Origin of the sequence: Agrobacterium sp. DSM 25558 (assembly GCF_900100825.1) — a bacterium.
Classification (GTDB): domain Bacteria; phylum Pseudomonadota; class Alphaproteobacteria; order Rhizobiales; family Rhizobiaceae; genus Agrobacterium.
On record NZ_FMUD01000008.1, the window covers coordinates 114,142 to 132,368 of the forward strand.

Annotated in this window: 22 protein-coding genes; 12 read left to right on the forward strand and 10 right to left on the reverse strand. The window is 58.0% G+C overall.

From position 1 onward, the window contains the following. Positions 1 to 13: 13 nt before the first annotated feature. Complete coding sequence (locus tag DSM25558_RS09410; protein WP_077104072.1) at positions 14 to 598, forward strand: transglycosylase SLT domain-containing protein; 585 nt, start codon at positions 14 to 16, stop codon at positions 596 to 598. 146 nt (positions 599 to 744) lie between these two features. Here the strand turns inward: DSM25558_RS09410 and DSM25558_RS09415 are convergent, their stop codons facing one another. From DSM25558_RS09415 to DSM25558_RS09425, 3 genes are all read right to left on the reverse strand, one after another. Beyond that, on the reverse strand, positions 745 to 1,356 hold the full coding sequence (locus DSM25558_RS09415) for an alpha/beta hydrolase (RefSeq protein ID WP_077104074.1): 612 nt from the start codon (positions 1,354 to 1,356) through the stop codon (positions 745 to 747). Between the two features lie 54 nt (positions 1,357 to 1,410). Then, the gene (locus DSM25558_RS09420; protein WP_077104076.1) at positions 1,411 to 2,352 is read right to left on the reverse strand and encodes a VOC family protein; all 942 of its coding nucleotides are present in this window, start codon (positions 2,350 to 2,352) and stop codon (positions 1,411 to 1,413) included. A gap of 163 nt (positions 2,353 to 2,515) precedes the next feature. Continuing rightward, a complete protein-coding gene (locus tag DSM25558_RS09425; protein WP_077104078.1) occupies positions 2,516 to 3,589 on the reverse strand; it encodes a DUF2218 domain-containing protein in 1,074 nt (357 codons plus the stop codon). Between the two features lie 209 nt (positions 3,590 to 3,798). Between DSM25558_RS09425 and DSM25558_RS09430 the strand changes: the two genes are divergently transcribed. After that, the gene (locus DSM25558_RS09430; protein WP_077104080.1) at positions 3,799 to 4,218 is read left to right on the forward strand and encodes a hypothetical protein; all 420 of its coding nucleotides are present in this window, start codon (positions 3,799 to 3,801) and stop codon (positions 4,216 to 4,218) included. Positions 4,219 to 4,239: 21 nt separating this feature from the next. On the opposite strand, the gene ung is transcribed toward DSM25558_RS09430, so the two are convergent. Then, entirely contained in the window at positions 4,240 to 4,932 is a 693-nt protein-coding gene (gene ung / locus DSM25558_RS09435; protein ID WP_077104082.1) for a uracil-DNA glycosylase, read from the reverse strand. Between the two features lie 15 nt (positions 4,933 to 4,947). Beyond that, positions 4,948 to 5,343, reverse strand: a complete 396-nt coding sequence (locus DSM25558_RS09440) for a VOC family protein (protein WP_077104084.1) — start codon at positions 5,341 to 5,343, stop codon at positions 4,948 to 4,950. A 188-nt stretch (positions 5,344 to 5,531) separates the two neighbouring features. Between DSM25558_RS09440 and DSM25558_RS09445 the strand changes: the two genes are divergently transcribed. Further along, positions 5,532 to 5,888, forward strand: coding sequence for a YbaN family protein (locus tag DSM25558_RS09445; RefSeq protein WP_077104202.1), 357 nt, complete (start codon positions 5,532 to 5,534; stop codon positions 5,886 to 5,888). A gap of 8 nt (positions 5,889 to 5,896) precedes the next feature. On the opposite strand, the gene DSM25558_RS09450 is transcribed toward DSM25558_RS09445, so the two are convergent. From DSM25558_RS09450 to DSM25558_RS09460, 3 genes are read right to left on the reverse strand one after another with little or no spacing between them, the layout of a single operon-like run. Next, positions 5,897 to 6,679, reverse strand: coding sequence for a heme ABC transporter ATP-binding protein (locus tag DSM25558_RS09450; protein ID WP_077104086.1), 783 nt, complete (start codon positions 6,677 to 6,679; stop codon positions 5,897 to 5,899). Next, a complete protein-coding gene (locus DSM25558_RS09455) occupies positions 6,676 to 7,731 on the reverse strand; it encodes a FecCD family ABC transporter permease (protein ID WP_143240064.1) in 1,056 nt (351 codons plus the stop codon). Before DSM25558_RS09455 ends, DSM25558_RS09450 begins: the two co-directional genes overlap by 4 nt. Before the next feature lie 32 nt (positions 7,732 to 7,763). Further along, a complete protein-coding gene (locus DSM25558_RS09460) occupies positions 7,764 to 8,651 on the reverse strand; it encodes a heme/hemin ABC transporter substrate-binding protein (protein WP_077104089.1) in 888 nt (295 codons plus the stop codon). A gap of 178 nt (positions 8,652 to 8,829) precedes the next feature. Here DSM25558_RS09460 and DSM25558_RS09465 point away from each other — a divergent pair, with 178 nt between their 5' ends. The 4 genes from DSM25558_RS09465 to DSM25558_RS28790 all read left to right on the forward strand — a co-directional run bounded on the left by DSM25558_RS09465 (position 8,830) and on the right by DSM25558_RS28790 (position 11,275). Further along, on the forward strand, positions 8,830 to 9,177 hold the full coding sequence (locus DSM25558_RS09465) for an antibiotic biosynthesis monooxygenase family protein (RefSeq protein WP_077104091.1): 348 nt from the start codon (positions 8,830 to 8,832) through the stop codon (positions 9,175 to 9,177). A 6-nt stretch (positions 9,178 to 9,183) separates the two neighbouring features. Beyond that, positions 9,184 to 9,705, forward strand: coding sequence for a heme utilization cystosolic carrier protein HutX (gene hutX / locus DSM25558_RS09470; RefSeq protein ID WP_077104093.1), 522 nt, complete (start codon positions 9,184 to 9,186; stop codon positions 9,703 to 9,705). 187 nt (positions 9,706 to 9,892) lie between these two features. After that, positions 9,893 to 10,777, forward strand: a complete 885-nt coding sequence (gene purU, locus DSM25558_RS09475; RefSeq protein ID WP_077104095.1) for a formyltetrahydrofolate deformylase — start codon at positions 9,893 to 9,895, stop codon at positions 10,775 to 10,777. Between the two features lie 108 nt (positions 10,778 to 10,885). Beyond that, on the forward strand, positions 10,886 to 11,275 hold the full coding sequence (locus DSM25558_RS28790) for a hypothetical protein (RefSeq protein WP_077104097.1): 390 nt from the start codon (positions 10,886 to 10,888) through the stop codon (positions 11,273 to 11,275). Positions 11,276 to 11,317: 42 nt separating this feature from the next. On the opposite strand, the gene DSM25558_RS09485 is transcribed toward DSM25558_RS28790, so the two are convergent. Both DSM25558_RS09485 and DSM25558_RS09490 read right to left on the reverse strand, forming a co-directional pair. Then, on the reverse strand, positions 11,318 to 12,694 hold the full coding sequence (locus DSM25558_RS09485; RefSeq protein WP_077104099.1) for a sensor histidine kinase: 1,377 nt from the start codon (positions 12,692 to 12,694) through the stop codon (positions 11,318 to 11,320). Further along, complete coding sequence (locus tag DSM25558_RS09490) at positions 12,691 to 13,371, reverse strand: response regulator (RefSeq protein WP_077104206.1); 681 nt, start codon at positions 13,369 to 13,371, stop codon at positions 12,691 to 12,693. Before DSM25558_RS09490 ends, DSM25558_RS09485 begins: the two co-directional genes overlap by 4 nt. A gap of 81 nt (positions 13,372 to 13,452) precedes the next feature. Between DSM25558_RS09490 and DSM25558_RS09495 the strand changes: the two genes are divergently transcribed. The 5 genes from DSM25558_RS09495 to DSM25558_RS09515 all read left to right on the forward strand — a co-directional run bounded on the left by DSM25558_RS09495 (position 13,453) and on the right by DSM25558_RS09515 (position 18,193). Next, complete coding sequence (locus tag DSM25558_RS09495) at positions 13,453 to 14,520, forward strand: ABC transporter substrate-binding protein (RefSeq protein WP_077104204.1); 1,068 nt, start codon at positions 13,453 to 13,455, stop codon at positions 14,518 to 14,520. A gap of 243 nt (positions 14,521 to 14,763) precedes the next feature. Then, positions 14,764 to 15,708 carry a Bug family tripartite tricarboxylate transporter substrate binding protein gene (locus DSM25558_RS09500; RefSeq protein WP_077104101.1) on the forward strand — a complete coding sequence of 315 codons (945 nt, stop codon included), beginning with the start codon at positions 14,764 to 14,766 and terminating at the stop codon, positions 15,706 to 15,708. Further along, positions 15,705 to 16,199, forward strand: coding sequence for a tripartite tricarboxylate transporter TctB family protein (locus tag DSM25558_RS09505; protein WP_077104103.1), 495 nt, complete (start codon positions 15,705 to 15,707; stop codon positions 16,197 to 16,199). The genes DSM25558_RS09500 and DSM25558_RS09505 overlap by 4 nt, the downstream gene beginning before the upstream one ends. Before the next feature lie 94 nt (positions 16,200 to 16,293). Continuing rightward, positions 16,294 to 17,811 carry a tripartite tricarboxylate transporter permease gene (locus DSM25558_RS09510; RefSeq protein ID WP_077104105.1) on the forward strand — a complete coding sequence of 506 codons (1,518 nt, stop codon included), beginning with the start codon at positions 16,294 to 16,296 and terminating at the stop codon, positions 17,809 to 17,811. Positions 17,812 to 17,929: 118 nt separating this feature from the next. Next, a complete protein-coding gene (locus tag DSM25558_RS09515; RefSeq protein ID WP_077104107.1) occupies positions 17,930 to 18,193 on the forward strand; it encodes a hypothetical protein in 264 nt (87 codons plus the stop codon). Positions 18,194 to 18,227 lie beyond the last annotated feature (34 nt).

Here is an 18,227-nt window from a genome sequence, read left to right on the forward strand (position 1 = left end):
GAGAGGTTTCGCGATGCGTGGCGTATTTGTCGTCGTTTTTCTTTTGACTGTTCTGGCTGGCTGCGCGACCGCTCCGTCGCAGATCACCAATGCCTGTGCGATTTTCGAACAGCGAAACGGCATGTTCAACAACTGGAAGAAAGACGCGCAAGCCGCAGAACGGGAGTTCGGCGTGCCGGTGCCGGTGATGATGGCAACCATCTACACCGAATCCAGCTTCCAGCCCTATGCGCGTCCACCGCGCAACAAACTCTTCGGCTTTATCCCATGGGGACGCAAGTCCACCGCCTACGGCTATGCCCAGGCGCTTGATGGTACGTGGAAAGTCTATCAGCGCGAGACAGGTCGCTGGAATGCCAGCCGAACCGATTTCACCGACGCTATCCACTTCGTCGGCTGGTACCACGCCAAGAGCAACCGCCAGAACGGCATAGCCCTTAACGACCCCTACAATCTCTACCTCGCCTATTATTCCGGCCACACGGGCTATGCCAACGGCGTCTGGCGCAACAACACCGCCATCAAGAATGCCGCCCGAAAATCCGCCAACGTGGCCATGCGGTATGAGAAGCAATTGCAAGATTGCGGGTATCGGTAATCTTACACCGTCATTCCCTCCCCACTCCGTCATTCCGCACTCGATGCGGAATCCAGTGACCTGACGTCTGTCAGGTCATGAGACTCTTTCGCACCGCAGACGCGGCGCTGCTGGATACCGGCTCAAGGCCGGCATGACGGGACGTGTTACACATACTGCGTCAAAAACGCCCTGGCCGCCTCTATCTCATTCCCGCGAATTTCATGGCCGCCAGCATGCCATTCCATCTCAACCTCCCCACCCTGCGCCCTGAAATAGTCCGCCAAAGCATTGGTCAGTGGAACCGGGCAGATCGGGTCGTGTTCGCCCGCCGTGATCAACACACGCCGTGACGCGAGTGCTGGCGCGGGCTTCGGCTCGAACGGGATGAGCGGATGCATCAGCACGGCTGCGTCGAACAGATCAGGGAATTCGATCAGCACATTGGCGAGAATATTCGCGCCGTTGGAAAAACCCAAACCGACGACGAGACCTGCCTCGTGATACTCGCGGTTGGCCTTGATAAATTCGGCCATATGCCGTGTGGCACGATCCAGATCATCAAGGTCATAAACGCCTTCGGCCTTGCGGCGGAAAAAGCGTGCCGATCCGAATTCCGACACATCACCCCGTGGGGAAATCACGGTGGCATTCGGCAGCAGACGAGAGCCGAATTCGAAGAATTGGTTTTCATCGCCGCCAGTGCCGTGAAACACGAAGAAGGCGGGCTGGCCCGGCGCAACGGCGCGGACCTTGTGAACATAACTATCCTTGCTCATGGCAATACTCCTGGGAATGGCTGGCGGTCATCAGGCCGACCAGCCTTCCGTCATTTACTTCGCGTCGCCGTCCAACGGCTCCAAATGCTGCTCCAGCGTGGCGCGCAGATGTGCGTGCTGTGATGGCAGCTTCAACGCTTCGCCCAAATGGGCCGTGTCTTCGTCGCGGTCGAAACCCGGTTCGTTGGTGGCGATTTCAAACAGCACGCCGCCGGGCGTGCGGAAGTAGATCGCCCAGAAGTAATCCCGGTCGATAACAGGCGTAACCTGATGCCCCGTATCCATCAGCGCTTTACGAACTTCCAACTGCGTCTCGCGGTTTTCGACCGCGAAGGCGATGTGGTGAACGGAGCCTGCGCCCAGACGAGCGCCGGAGATATTCGGCATCGTCTCGATATCGATGAAATCGGCACCGTTGCCACCAGGCATGCCCAACCGCAAAACGCCGTCCTGCCGGTCCACTTCCTGATAGCCCATGAACTTCAGAAGTTCAGCGGTGGCACCTTCATCTGCAAGCCGCAGCGACGCTCCCTGAAAACCACGAATGGCCTGATCTTCACCGACGCCGTTGGCAGTCCACTGCGCACGCGCATCGTCCTTGACCTCGACCAAGGCAAAGCCATCGCCATCCGGTCCGGCAAAATGCAGGCGCTTGTTGCCGAAGGTTTCATCGGCTTTCAATCCATCGACATTCGCCTTGGCAAGGCGATCCTGCCAGTAGCCGAGTGAACCTTCGGGAACGGAAAACAGCGTCGTGCCGACCTCGCCAGTGCCCTGACGGCCCCGCGCCATGTGCGGAAAGGGGAAATAGGTCATCACCGAGCCGGGCGTTCCAACTTCATCACCGTAATAGAGATGGTAGACATCAGGCGCGTCGAAATTCACCGTCTTCTTGACGCGGCGCAAGCCGAGCGTGTCGGTAAAGAAGTGGTTGTTACCACGCGCACTCGCCGCCATGGATGTGACGTGGTGCAGACCCTTGATCTGGTTCAGCATTTTAAACCCTCCAATTGGATGGGCTCGCGGGAAAGCGACGCCCTTCGTTCATGGGCTCAAGATGGTGCAGATCAGGCCGTTCGCATAGACAGGACGTTCAGAACGGATTGTTCTCAAATTGGAAACGATCGAATGAACTGTTCAGCAAATCGACGTTGTTGGATCAATGGTCGTCGTTTGCGCCCCGGACCCAGTAACCGGCCGTGTGCAGGCAGGTCTTCGGGAGCCCAGCTTCATCGCCCAGTATTTTCTTGATGGCGCGTGCTTCGATCTTTTCACAGCCGACGAAGACATGCAGTCCATCCGGGCTTGGCCACGCGTGAGAGCGCAGGGCCTGCACCAGCAATCCAGCAGTTCCAGCGTCCCGACCGTTGCGATACAGCCAATTCCAATTCATGTCAGATTTGGAATCAATGTTCTGCCGCTCGTTCTCATTGTCGATTTCCGCGTAAACCGTTAGCTTTTTGCCCGCAGGCATTTCCGCCGCCATGCGCAACATCACGGGCAGTGCGGTTTCATCACCGGCGAAAACGTAGCTTTCCGCATCAGGCAATTCGCCACCGGGACCGACGATACCTACGATATCACCCGCTGCTGCCGTTGCGCCAAAATGCGCGCCGGGCATGTCGTCACCCTCGTGCATGACGAAATCGAGATCGATTTCCCCGCGCTCGATATTGCCGGAACGGATGGTGTAAACGCGGCGCGCCTGTTCATCCTCGCCCTGCGCCCAGACGATGGCACCCGTTTTCGACAGATGCGGCCAGACAGGAGCGCGGGTCTGATCGGGAAGGATGAGAATGCGCACATGCAGCCCGCCATTCATCAGCCGTTCGATGCCCTCTTCGATCGAAATCACGACACGCCGCATCTTCGGTGTCAGATTATAAGCGCGCACCACCCGACCGCTGAACAGATTGGGCAGTTCCCGCAGCTCTGCCCCATCGCCTTCCCAGCGAAAATCAAGCGACGTATCGCCGGAAAACTCGACGATATGCTCGGCAACCATGGCCTTGACGGACAGCAGAACATTTTCCGAAACGCAATTGATGCGCGCTGCAAAACGGCCATCCTCGGCACCAAATGTGCCATTGCCGTAATCTGCCTCAAAATGCACCGCCGCACCCTCGCGGGTCATCGTCATATACTCGGCAAAGTGCTCGTGAAAAGCTGCAACGATGGCGTGCGGGTCGGGAAGAGCAACAGATGTTTTCGCAGACAGAAAAGTCACCGGCATAAATCCTTCAGATAGCAGTCCGGTTATCTTTAGATCAGTCAATTTAAAAGTGCAAAGCCGTTTTTGCGCAAGGTCGCGTATTTCGCCTACACACCGACGGCACACTTTTTCCTATGCCCTCCACAGAGCCCGTTCCTTACGTTAATTTAACTTGACTGCCGTTGGCTCGCCTCTAGTTTCACTTCACAACTTTGCTACTGGAGTGGATCGTGAATAGATTTGCGGTTAATGCAGCTTTGGTTTTGACAATTTCAGCGGCGCTATCGAGTTGCGTCACCACGAACGCCGATGGTGTGAAACAATATTCTTCTCGAAAGACGACTGTGAGCGGTGATCGTCTCAAAATCAGTCGAGTTGCCATTGTGAAACGCGATTGCAACATGCGCACATTTGCGGAAATGCGCGTGATCGATCCTCCTCAACACGGTAAGGTCGATATCGTTCACGAAAAAGTCGAAGGCAAGTTTTCCGGCGATTACAGGCTTTGCACAGGCAAAGAGGTGATGGGAACCGTTGCCTACTACACGTCTCAAAAGGGATATATCGGTCGTGACAAGGTCGTTATCCGGGCGTCATCGGACGACGGTATCGTTCGCGACTATGTGTCCGAGATCAATGTGGTCAAATAGGTTGCAGTTGGCGTGACGGGCTCAGACATCAGCTGGCAACTGCCAGTCGATAGGCCCTCGGCCGCGCGAAACAAGAAACTCGTTGGCTTTTGAAAAGTGATGGTTGCCGAAAAATCCGTTGTGGGCGGAGAGCGGTGATGGATGTGGCGATTTCAGAACCAGATGTTTCGTCTGGTCAACGAAAGCCGCTTTTTTCTGCGCGTAGGAGCCCCAGAGCAGAAAACCCACGCCATCGCATTCGTCATTCACGGTGCGGATGATGGCATCGGTGAATTTTTCCCAGCCTTGCCCCTGATGGGATGCGGCACGGGCTTCTTCAACGGTTAGAACGCTATTAAGCAGCAACACACCCTGCTTGGCCCAGCTTTCCAGAAAGCCGTGCTTAACGGGCTGGATGCCCAGATCGCTCTGCAATTCCTTGTAGATATTAACGAGCGAAGGTGGCGTGCGCACGCCCGGCTGCACGGAAAAGCACAGACCATGCGCCTGTCCCGCGCCATGATAGGGGTCTTGGCCGAGAATAACGACCTTGACCTCATCGAGTGGCGTGAGGTCGAGCGCGCGAAAATACTCGCTACCTCTGGGGAAAATATGCTTGCCGGCATTTTTCTCGGCAAGCAGAAAGTCTTTCAGTTTCTGCATGTACGGGCTGGCGAATTCAGCGGAAAGCACATGTTTCCAGCTTTCTTCCAGTTTCACGCCTGCCTCTGCCATGGAAACCCTCTTGATTTATTTGAAGCGGTTGCCGCGCTGAAGCACTTCGATCTTGTAGCCATCCGGATCACAGATGAAGAAATACTTCGCAAACGGCGCACCCTTGTACTCTGCATTCACGATCTTGCCAGCAGAAAGGCCAAGCTCCGTCAGGCGGGCATGCTCGGCATCCACATCGTCAACGCTCACTGCAATGTGGCCATAGCCATCGCCCAGCGCATATGGCACTTCGCGGCCTTTGTTGACTGTCAGCTCAAGCTCGAAATCACCGTCGGCACTCGAGAGATAGATCAGTGTGAATGTCTCGAACTCGAAACGCTCCGCGACCTCCAGCCCGAACGCTTGGCTATAAAAACCCACCGAACGCTTTTCGTCCAGCACCCGGACCATAGAGTGAATAAGTTTGGCCATGGTGTTTCCTTCTTTTTGCCTAGTGGTTGCCCACTTATACTGCAGGCCTCCGGGCAGGCAGATAACGGCTGAAGCCAAGAGTTTCAACCCTTGAGGCCGTTTCGAGCCACATGGCAGATCCTCGGACACGTCCTGAGCGCGACAGCTTTCGCACTATCATGACATCTTAACTCATGATACCGGCACTCATGCGCATCTTATATCTCTGTCTTGGCTGGCTGATGGTCGCAACCGGTATTGTCGGTGCGTTTCTGCCCGTTTTGCCCACGACACCCTTTCTTCTGATTGCGCTGTGGTGCTTTTCAAAATCGTCTCCGAAGCTGGAAGCATGGCTTCTGTCCCACCCCCGATTTGGCCCTTCGCTGCGCAACTGGCGGGAAAAAGGTGCCATTCCGCGCAGGGCAAAAATCGCCGCAGTGTCTCTGATGACAATGAGTTACGCGATTTTCTGGTTCGGAACCGAGCCGACGCCATTACGCGCCTCACTCGTCGCCGCCGTCATGTTGGGTGCCGCCATTTTCGTTACCACCCGGCCAGAACCGTAACGATGCCGTCAGCGATGTCGTGACTGCGGCAGGACATAAGGAATGTGCCGTGCGGGAACGCGACCAACGGTACCGCCGATGCCGTAAACCCGCGCAATCGTCTCGTCATTGATCGTTTCCAGCGCAGGTCCGCAGGCCGTGATCTTACCGCGATGCATGACGATAAGTTGATCGGCGAACTCGGCAGCGAGATTGAGATCATGCAGGACCGCAAGCACCGTGCCGCCAGCTAAAGCGAAATCGCGCGCGGTTTCCAGCACGGAAATCTGGTGGCCGAGATCGAGGCTCGACGTCGGCTCATCCAGCAAAAGCGCCCTCGCCTGACCATCTTCCACCGGATAGGGAACTTGCGCCAAGACACGGGCAAACTGCACGCGCTGCTGCTCTCCGCCAGACAGCATGTTGTAGGATCGACCCTCGAACCCGCTGAGGCCCACCTTCGCCAGCGCCTGCCTTGCTTGTTCTTCCGGCTTGAGAGATCCTTGCGCAACAGCACCCATACGGACGATTTCCAGCGCCGTGAACGGAAACGACAGTACCGTGCTTTGCGGCAACACGGCCCGAATACGCGCCAGTTGCACCGGTGAAAACAGCTTCACGTCAACGGTGTTATAGGCAATGTCGCCGCCATCTGCCCGCATCTCGCCGGACAGCACTTTCATGAGCGTGGATTTGCCCGCACCATTCGGACCGATGATCACGCTGAAGGTGCCGGGCTCGAGCTTGATCGAGACATCGTCCAGCAATCTGCGCCCGGAACGGACGACGGTCACACCGCGCGTGGAAATCATGTCACATTCCTCAAACCGAGCCCATTGCCGCGACCCAGCAGCAGAAACAGGAAGACCGGAGCGCCGATGAGCGCGGTCACAACGCCGATAGGCAATTCGGCAGGCGTTGCAACGGTCCGCGCAAAACTATCCGCCAGCAGCAGCAGCCCTGCCCCACCAATAGCGGAGGCGGGCAGGAGAAAGCGATGAGACGAGCCAATCACCAGCCGCAGCAGATGCGGCACGACGATGCCGACAAAGCCGATGGATCCAGCGGCAGCAACGCTTGCCCCGCAGGCGGCGGCAACGGCGAGAATGACGAGACGTTTCAACCGCTGCACCGGAATACCCATATGAAACGCCGCAGCATCTCCCAGGATCAACGCATCCAGCCCTTTCGAAACGAAGGGAATACTGGCCATGATGACGACGAAAAATGGCAGCGTCGTCCATATCTTGAGCGGCGTTGCACCACCCAATGAGCCGAGGCTCCAGAAAGTGATGTCGCGCAAAGCGCGGTCATCCGCCATGAAGATCATCAGTCCCATCAAGGCGGCACTTAAGGCAGCGACGGCGATCCCCGCCAGCACGAGCACCGTGGTGGATGTCGCACCGTTTCGGGTCGCGATCATGTAGAGCAGCACCGTGTTCATCAACCCTCCCACAAAAGCCATGAGCGGCAGGAAATGAACACCGAGCAATGCGGAGAGGGGTGCCAGCAGACTGCCGCCCAGTGCCAAGGCGGCAACGGCAAACAGTGCTGCACCGGAGGTCACGCCAACAAGGCCGGGATCAGCAAGTGGATTGCGAAAAAGGCCCTGCATCATGGCACCGGAGACGGCAAGCGCTGCACCGATCATCAGGCCGAGACCCGTGCGCGGCAGGCGCACTGCCTCAAGGATCACACGGTCACGCGGCTCCATGGTCTGGGAATGGCCAGCGAAATACAGCCACAGCTCATGCAACCCAACGCCAGTCGGCCCGCTGGACAGCGACACGAAGCAGGCAAACACCAGAAAAGCGCACAAGGCGATAAGGGTGATGACACCCTTGCGGGAACGGTCGCCCGGCATGGGACCTGCGACCTCGGTCACAGCCAACGCGCTCACGGCTTCACGATCTCCGGATAAAGCTTGGAGGCCAGTTCGCGACCGGCGGCAGGCGTGCGCGGACCAAAGCCGATCAGATACAGACCATCCATGCTGATCAGCGATTTGGAGGCAGCGGCGGGAGTGGACTGGAAGGCGGGAAGTGCAAAGACCTCATCGGGATTTTCCGCATGGTTGCCGCGCTGCATGGTCAGGACCACATCCGGGGCCGCCGCGATCACGGCCTCGTCTGTCAGTGGCTTGTAGCCGGTAATCTCTTCGGCAGCGTTGATGCCACCAGCCATTTCGATGATCGCGGCGGCCTCCGTATCCTTGCCCGCCGCCATGATGCGCCCACCGGCGGTGGAGAGAACGAAAAGCACACGCTTTTTCTTGTCGCCAACCGCAGCAACGTCCTTGGACAGCGCCGCGAGATCCGAATTGACCTGCGCTGCAAGCGCCTTCGCCTTGTCCGCAAGCCCGACGGCTGCGCCCACATCCTCTATTTTCTTGGCAATGGCGCCGCCTTCCGGCGGCGTATCGACGGTCACCATCGGAACTTCGCTCGCCTTCAAAATGCCGATGACATCGGCAGGCCCGGAGCCATCTTCAGACAAAATGAGATCTGGCTTCTGCGACAGAATACCTTCGGATGACAGTGCGCGCATGTAACCGACATCCGGCTTCGCCAACGCTTCGGCCGGAAAGCTGCTGGTCGAGTCCCGCGCGACGATGCGGTCTCCGGCACCCAGCGCATAAAGAATTTCCGTCACCGTGCCGCCAACTGCGACAATCCGCTTCGCCTCTGGATTGCCCTTGTCCGATGCCATGCCAACATGAGGGACGAGAGCCAGTACCACTGGAAGAACGGTGCCGAAAGCGATTGAGCGAAGTGAAAGCGACATCTTTTAATCCTGAACAATGCGGCACGCCACAGTCTGCACGCCAGATAAGTTGAGTTCATTACACATCTTTATTTTCGGCACAATCCGATAAGTTGACTATTTTCGTTATCTTTTATATTTCGGTCTTCATGGGCAGCGGGGCTATGACTGGTGCCGGAAATTTTAAGGGAGACTATCGATGTTTATTGCCATGAACCGGTTCCGTGTCGTGCCGGGCTTTGAAGAAGCGTTCGAAACCATGTGGCGTGACCGCAAGCGTCATCTGGCCGAAATGCCCGGCTATCTGGAATTCCACATGCTGAAGGGTGCCAAGGCCGACGACCACACGCTTTACGCCTCTCACACCGTCTGGGCGACGAAGGATGATTTCACCGCCTGGACGAAATCCGAGCAGTTCCGTGCGGCCCACGCCAATGCTGGCAACAATCGCGGCAAGGTCGAATATCTGTCCGGCCCGCATTTCGAAGGCTTCGACGTCATCATCCACGAAGACAAGGACGGGCAAGACCGTCCGGTTGCAGCGTGATCGACCATGAGTGCCGTTGCCCAAAAGAACGACGACCGGATTGAGCGCGCCAAGGCAGCCCTTGCGGAAAAGCCCGATGGTGTGGTGGAAGCTATTGCCGCCAAAGCAGAGGTAACCCCAGCGGAAATTCTGGCTCTGCTACCGCATGGTGCAGCCGTTTCAGCACCCGCTGAAAAGTTCAACGATATCTGGAACGAGCTGCGTTCGTGGGGCGAAGTCCTGATGATCGTCCAGACGCCGGATATCGTCTTCGAGGTTCCCGGCCATCTGCCCGAGGGCACGGAGGGCCATGGCTGGTTCAACATTCATGGTGATAGCCCCATCGGCGGGCATATCAAGAAAGACAACTGTGCCACGATCACCTTCATCGATCGAGAATTTCACGGACGCCGGTCACTGTCCGTGTGGTTCATGAATGCGGGCGGCAGCGCCATGTTCAAGCTGTTCGTGCGCCGAGATGAGAACAAGGCATTGCTGGCGGATCAGCTTTCGAAGTTCGAAGCGCTGCGCGACAGCTTCCTTGCCTGACGAACACGTTAAGCCGCTACCTCTCATTTCGGTAGCGGCTTTTCCTTTGAACATCGAATGTCGTTTCCGGCATGTCTTGCCCATCCCGTCATGCCCTATCAATTCAAAGCCTTGCTAAGCGCGAGAGGCTTTGCGCCACTCTCGACCTACGCTATAGGCCGTTGCGACACATGATGAGGGGAAGCCTATGACGACCTATGTTTTAACCGTGGCCTGCACATCGAAGCGCGGCATCGTCGCTGCCATCTCGGGTTATCTGGCGGGCAAGGGTTGCAACATCGTCGATAGCTCCCAGTTCGATGACCTCGAAACCGGCAAATTTTTCATGCGCGTCTCCTTCATATCAGAGGAAGGCGAGACGATGGACGCTCTGAACGCAGGTTTTACGCCGATTGCCGCAGAGTTCGGCATGGATGCCAATATCTACAGCGATGGCGAGCGCACCAAGACGCTGTTGATGGTGTCACGCTTCGGCCACTGCCTCAACGATCTGCTCTATCGCTGGAAGATCGGCGCTCTCCCCATCGATATCGTAGGTGTCGTCTCCAATCACTTCGAATACCAGAAGGTCGTCGTCAATCACGACATCCCCTTCCACCACATCAAGGTGACGAAAGACAACAAGCCGAAAGCCGAAGCGCAGTTGCTGGACCTGATCGACACAAGTGGCACAGAACTGGTTGTTCTCGCCCGCTACATGCAGGTACTCTCAGATGAAATGTGCCGCAAAATGTCCGGTCGCATCATCAACATCCACCACTCCTTCCTGCCCAGCTTCAAGGGTGCCAACCCTTACAAGCAGGCCTATGAGCGCGGCGTAAAGTTGATCGGTGCGACCGCACATTACGTAACGGCCGATCTGGACGAAGGCCCGATCATCGAGCAGGATACGGTGCGCGTCACCCACGCACAGTCTGCGGAAGACTACGTATCGCTGGGTCGCGATGTCGAAAGCCAGGTGCTGGCCCGCGCCATCCACGCCCACATCCACCACCGCACCTTCATCAACGGCAACCGCACGGTCGTTTTCCCGCCCAGCCCCGGCTCCTACGCCTCGGAGCGAATGGGGTAAAATTTCGCTCAATACCGAGAGGACTTCGAACTTTATTTTTGGCCATGAGCAACCGAGTGCCTTTCGAGGCCGTTTGTCCTGCGTTGTCAAACACCAGAGGTCTCCCTCATGAAAAAGCTGATTATTGCCGGTGCCGCACTTCTTCTTGCGGCAGGTTCGACGTTTGCCCAGCAGCCACCGCCACCACCCCCGGGTGCGCCCGATGCCGGTCAACAGGCTGATGCGCCACCTCCTCCACCACCGCCGCCAGGTGCTGGCCCAAGAGCCGATGCCCCTCCTCCACCGCCACCCGGCCATTGGGGTCCGAAAGATGGTGGTCCACGAGAAGGCGGTCCGCGTGAGCGCATGATGATGCCACCGCCACCGCCACCATCCAAGGGTGCGCATTTCCGCATCGAGCAGGGTGAAACCAAGATCGACATCAAATGTGCCGACGACGAGCCGATGAAGGCCTGCGCTGACATCATGATGCAGTTGATCGACAAGATTAACGAGTAACATTAACCGCGATGACAGGAGGCGGCGCATATATGCGCCGCTTCACGAGAAACGAACGGTTGCCTTCAATCCGCGCCCCCCGGCACCGTCTTCCAATGACAGCCGCCCTTTGAACAGCGTCGCAATCTCTTCGACAATGGAAAGCCCCAGTCCCGCGCCGGGTGCCGCATTGCCATCGCCTCTGGCAAACCGCTGACGCACCACATCGCGCTTTTCCGTCGAGATACCAGGTCCATTGTCCTCTACCTCCAGAAAAGCCACGCCATCGACCTTTCCAACCCTCACGGTCACTTCCGCACCTTGGCCTGCATAAGCGATGGCATTGCTGATGAGATTGCCGAGCAATTCGCCCAGCAAAAGCGGTTCTGCCGGGATGCTGGCTGTTTCAATCAGCTCAAAGCCCAGATCGATGCCCGCCTCGGCGGCAACTGGCACGTAATCGGCAGTCACGGATTGCGCCAGTGACACGAGATCGACGTCGACAAGGCTTTGCTTTTCGCCCGATCCCGCCGCATCGATATTCGCCATGCGCAAAAGCTGCGCCAGAATATGTTCGGCATGAGCAACGGAAGCATCGCCCTTCTGCGCCGCCGCCTGCGCCTCCTGCAACGTCGATGCCCGCGCGGAAAGCGCAAGCTGGGTGCGGATGATGGCCAGCGGCGTCCTGAGCTGATGGCTGGCATTTCCTGTGAAGTGCCGCAAAGCATCCAGCGCCGATTGCAGCCGCACCATAAAGGAATTGACGGTTTCCACGAGGTTTTCGACCTCAACAGGCACCGATTGCCGGATGGGATGCAGATCGTTGGGGCTGCGCTGATCGATTGCCTCGCTCAGCCGGTACAGCGGCCGCAGCGAAATCGTGACCGCAATCCATACGATGATGGCGGCGCCTACGATCATGAACAAAAGCCGTAGCGCGGACCGCAAAATGATGGCTTGCGCCAGACGGCTGCGGGCAATCGTCGTTTCGGCAACGGTGACCGAGAACGGTACGGAATTGACGCCCGTGGACGCAAACCGTTGAATTGCCGCGACACGAATGGGCTCGCCTCGAAACTCTGCATCCATAAACACGGGGGCATCGCTGCGCAACTCAGTCACTGAAGGCAGGTTCTGATAGCCGGTGAGGAACTGACCATTCGGGCCGTTGACGCGATAGAATACCCGGTCCTGCGCAGCCGATGTCAGCATTTCCAGCGCAACATAGGGAATATCGACTTCGAGCGAACCGTCTTCCGACACAACGACGCGCTCGGCAATGGCAAGCGCTGAACCAGACAACACCCGGTCGGAGACGATATTGGCCGTGTTGATGGCTTCGCGGTAGGTATCGGCTAACGCGACACAGCCGATGATGGCCGTGGAGATCAGAAGCCAGCCAAGCAGACGCCGCCTCAGCGAATAGGCGGCTTGCTTCATTCCGCCATCTCCGGCAGTTTTTCCAGATAATAACCGATGCCGCGCGCCGTCTTTACCGTCAGCCCATGCGGGCCAAGTCGTTTGCGCAGGCGGCTGACATATTGCTCGATGGCATTTCCGGAGAGCTCATCGTCAAAACCGGTCAACGATTGCACGATTGCCTCTTTGGCCACTACCTTTCCGGCGCGCATGAACAGCACTTCCAACAGCGCCACCTCGCGTGCTGGAATATCCAGCGGGTTGCCATCGGCAGTAAACGTGCGCGATGTCAGGTCGAACGACACCTTGCCGAAGCTGACCAGCGAAGAGCGCAAACCGGCGTTGCGGCGCAGAAGCACCCTGACCCGCGCCTCGAATTCGGTGATATCGAAGGGCTTTATCATGTAATCATCAGCACCGAGGTCCAGCCCCTTTACCCGCTCTTCCGGGGTGCCGCGCGCGGTCAGGATCAGCACCGCCGCCTTGTCCTGGCGCGCCCGCATGGAGCGCAACACATCGATGCCATCCATTTCAGGCAGGTTAAGATCGAGAATGACGAGATCGAAATTTTCGGCAGCGATAGCGGCATCGGCAGACGCACCATCGGACACCACATCCACGGCATAGCCGCTGCCCCGCAACAGCGCGGAAAGCCCTTCCGACAAAACCTGATTGTCCTCCACCAGCAGAATTCGCAAGCAGACGCCCTCCATTTGGATCAAATTTATCCAAGCCTTCCCGTCTTGTGAATGGCAAGGGCCTGCGGCATGATCTTTTCCATGCGTATTCTTCTGTCCCTCTGTCTTTTCTTGACTGCCGCCACCTGTTTGCAGGCGCAGCAGATGCTTTTCCCTGCCCTTTCCGGCAAGGCAGATGCGGAAACGCTCGTGGTCTATTCCTCGCTGGACGAACCGCTCGCCACACCCATGATCGAAGGCTTCCAGAGGGCGAACCCGGATGTGGCAGTTTCCTATGAGGATATGCTGACCGGCGAGATCTACGATCGCATTGTGCGGGAAACGGATGCGGGCGAAAAGACCGCCGATTTCGCCTTTTCCTCCGCCATGGATCTTCAGGTCAAACTCAGCAATGACGGTTACGCCCAGCGCTCCGATCTGCCGATGAGTGCGCGCTGGCCCGCCTGGGCCAACTGGCGCAACACGGCCTATGCGCTGACATTCGAACCCGCCGTCTTCGTTTATCACAAGCCCAGCTTCCAAACCGAAAAGCCACCGGCCAGTCGCGCAGAATTCGTGGATTATCTGGAACGCCATGCCAAAGACGTACATGGCCGCATCGCCACCTATGATATCGAACGCTCCGGCGTCGGCTTCCTGTTCATGTCACGAGATCAGGAGCAGTTCGGCGATATCTGGAACGTCATCAAGAGCATGGGAACGGCGGGCGTGAAGGTCTACTCCACCTCATCCGCCATTCTGGAACGCATTTCTGATGGCCGCTTCGTGCTGGGCTACAACATCCTCGGTTCCTACGCGGCGGATTGGGCCTCGCGCCATCCGGATGTCGGCATTGTCCTGCCTAAGGATTATACCGTCGTTATGTCACGCATCGGACTGGTGCCGCAGGCGGCAAAAAACGCGGAACTTGGGCGGCGCTATCTGGAATTCTTCATGTCGAAGGAAGGCCAGACCATCATGGCGCGGCAGTTGCAGATACCGGCGGTCAGCCCCGACGTGGCAGGAGAGAACACCGCCAACATGATGCAGGCCATCCACGGCGCGCAATTGCGGCCCGTGCCGGTCAGTCCGGGGCTGATGGTTTATCTCGATCAGGTGAAGCGCGCCCGCATCATCGAGCGCTGGAACGAAGCTTTACGCGCCCAGTAGACGGATTTCAAAAATTAATAGACAGTAAATGCGCTGAGGAATTGCCAAGCGTCAGTTAGATGACAGCTTTCTGTGGTGCTGTGCAATTCTTCGTTCATCCGTGGAGGCGGACTGAAGAAGCGGGAGGAAGTCTCATCCGACAGATCGTTGTCCGGTTGCTCATGTGCAGCCCTCGATGTCGGCCATGCGCGCCCCTTCCGCTATCATCACAACATGCCGAATGGCATACAAGGAGGGTTCACTTTGAAGCATTTCTTCATCGCTTCGCTACTCGCTGGCGCAATCGCACTTCCGGCAGCAGCGGCCGATTACACCATCATTGCTCCTGCAAACCCCGGCGGTGGCTGGGACCAGACGGCACGTTCGTTGCAGAGCGTTCTGCAGGAAGACGGCATTTCGAAGCGCGTTCAGGTTCAGAACGTTCCCGGTGCCGGTGGCACCATTGGCCTTGCGCAGTTCGCAAGCCAGCAGAAGGGCAATCCCAACGCGCTAATCGTCGGTGGCTACGTCATGGTTGGGGCCATCCTCACCAACAAGGCTCCGGTTACGCTGAAGGACGTCACGCCGATTGCGCGTCTGACCGGTGAATACGAAGTCATCGTCGTTCCGGCCTCGTCGCCGATCCAGAACATCGGCCAACTGGTCGACCAGCTCAAGAAAGACCCGGGCAGCGTATCCTGGGGCGGCGGTTCTGCCGGCGGCACAGACCACATCACCGCAGGCCTGATTGCCAAGGCTGCGGGCGTCGATCCAACCAAGATCAACTACATCGCTTATTCCGGTGGCGGTGAGGCTCTGGCCTCCATCCTCGGTGCACAGGTCACGGCAGGCATTTCCAGCTACGGTGAATTCGAAAGCCAGGTGAAGTCTGGAACCGTTCGCCTTCTCGCCATCTCCAGCGAAGCCAAGATAGAAGGCATCGATGCCCCGACGCTGAAGGAAAGCGGCCTCGACGTCGTTATCCAGAACTGGCGCATGGTCGCTGCCCCTCCAGGCCTGACGCCTGAGCAGGAAAAGGCCGTCAGCGCCGATGTTGAAAAGCTGGCCAAGTCTGCCAAATGGCAGGAAACGCTGAAGACCAAGGGCTGGATGGACACCTATCTTGCAGGTGACGCCTTCAAGGAACAGCTTGCCAAGGACACCGCCTCGACAGAAGCCATCCTCAAAGACATCGGACTGGTAAAATGAGCCAGGGTTCATCCCCTTCCCAACCCACAAAGCGCCGCCCTGATTGGGCGGCGTTCGGCATCGCCGTTTTTCTGGTGATCGTCGCCGCCGTGATCTTCTGGGATTCGGCACGCCTTGCCAGCGTCACCGGTTATTCTCCGGTCGGCCCCGCTACCGTTCCTTACGCCATTGCCTTCTGTCTTGTCGGACTGGCGATCTGGACCGGGTTCGAGGCATGGCGCAATGAGTTTCCGGCCCGCGACAAACAGGAAATGGGACCTGTCTTCTGGGTCATCGCCGGTCTTGCCGCGCAGATGCTTTTGCTGAACGTCGCTGGTTTCTCGATCGCCACCGGCCTGCTTTTTGCCTTCACGGCGCGCGCCTTCGGCAAACGCAAGCTGTGGTATTCGATCCCTATCGGCATCGTGTTCAGCTTCGTCATCTGGGTGATCTTTGCGCAGCTGCTGCAACTCTCACTGCCCGCTGGACCCTTGGAGCGGCTGTTCTTCTGACGGCCGATCCACTCGATAAACAACAAGACATGAAGCCTTGGTGCCCGCATTTTAAGCGCGGCAAGGGTTTCACCCGACAGGGGGACAACTGTCCATGAGCACTTTTGATTTTCTGCTGCAAGGCATCGCGGTTGCTGCGCAACCGATGAACCTTCTCTACGCGCTGATCGGCGTCACACTCGGCACCGCCGTCGGCGTTCTGCCCGGCATCGGCCCGGCGCTGACCGTCGCGCTGCTTCTGCCCGTCACCTACCAGCTCGATCCTGCCGGATCGCTCATCATGTTTGCCGGTATCTATTACGGCGGCATGTATGGCGGCTCGACCACATCGATCCTTCTCAACACACCCGGCGAAAGTGCGTCTATAGTAACCGCACTGGAGGGCAACAAGATGGCCCGCGCCGGGCGCGGCGGCCCCGCCCTTGCCACAGCCGCGATCGGCTCCTTCGTGGCGGGCCTGATTGCGACCATCGCGCTGGCCTTCGTGGCGCCCTACATCGTCAAGCTGGCGCTGGTTTTCGGCCCACGCGAATATTTCGCGCTGATGGTGCTGGCCTTCGTAACCGTCTCCTCGGCCTTTGGTGATTCGGCACTGCGCGGCCTGACATCTCTGTTCATCGGCTTTGCGCTCGCCATCGTCGGCATCGACCAGTTGACCGGCCAGACCCGTATGAGCTTCGGCATCCCCGATCTGCTCGACGGTGTGGAAGTCACAACGCTCGCGGTGGCCATGTTCGCCATCGGTGAAACGCTGTTCATCGTCGCACAAGGCCAAAGCGGCGACGAAAAGGTCGAAGCCGTCAAGGGTTCGGTCTGGATGAGCGCGCAGGACTGGGCTCGTTCGTGGAAGCCATGGCTTCGCGGCACGTTGATCGGCTTCCCCATTGGCGCGATGCCAGCGGGCGGCGCTGAGATCGGCACCTTCCTGTCCTACGCCACGGAAAAGCGCCTGTCGAAGCACCCCGAAGAGTTTGGCCACGGTGCTATAGAAGGCGTTGCCGGTCCGGAAGCGGCCAACAATGCATCTGCTGCCGGTACGCTGGTGCCGCTGCTGACGCTCGGCCTACCGACAACGGCGACGGCTGCCATCATGCTGGCCGGTTTCCAGCAGTTCGGCCTTCAGCCCGGCCCGCTTCTGTTTGCGACCAACCCGCAGCTCGTCTGGGGCCTGATCGCCAGCCTGTTTATCGCCAACCTCATGCTGCTGGTTCTCAACCTGCCGCTGATCGGCCTGTGGGTAAAGCTGCTGACCATTCCAAAGCCTTGGCTCTATGCAGGCATTCTGCTGTTTGCGACGCTCGGTACGATTGGCGCGAACCCTTCCGTGTTCGAACTCGGAATGCTGCTCGCATTCGGTATCCTCGGCTATATCATGCGCATCTTCGGCTACCCGATTGCGCCTGCCGTCGTCGGTCTCATCCTCGGGCCATTGGCCGAGCAGCAATTGCGCCGCGCACTGGCCATCGGTCAGGGTGATCCATCTGTGCTGTTTACGTCGTGGATTGCCGTTGGCCTGTTCGCCGTTGCGGCAGCCGCCTTCCTCATTCCGCTGATCATGCGTATTCGTGGTCGCGGCCAGGTGTTGACGCAACTCGCTGCCAACGAAGACTAAAAAGAGCTCCCTCCCAAGGGCCTGCCCCGCATTCGAAAGAGTGCGGGGCTTTTTTATGTCAGGAACGGAAAAGGTTGGAGTTCGTTTCAGTAACACATCATCCTTTGGGGAAGACATCATGCGCAAATTCGCTCTGCTGTTCGTCTTGGCGCTCGCGTCCTGCACAACCGCTGCCTCCGCTGTCGAGCCCATTCCCGGTAGCATCACCTATGGTGGCCAGCCCCGGACAAAACTGACCAAGTCTCCTGTCGGCAGCACCTTCAGCCACGAGTTCGTCATGCAGGACGGCCGACGAGCCCATGAAACCTATCGCATCGAGCCGGACAGGTCCTTAACACTTCTCGACAGAGAAATTATAAGCGACCCCCCAACCGACAATTAACATATATTTGCAACCACGGATGATGGAACGACTA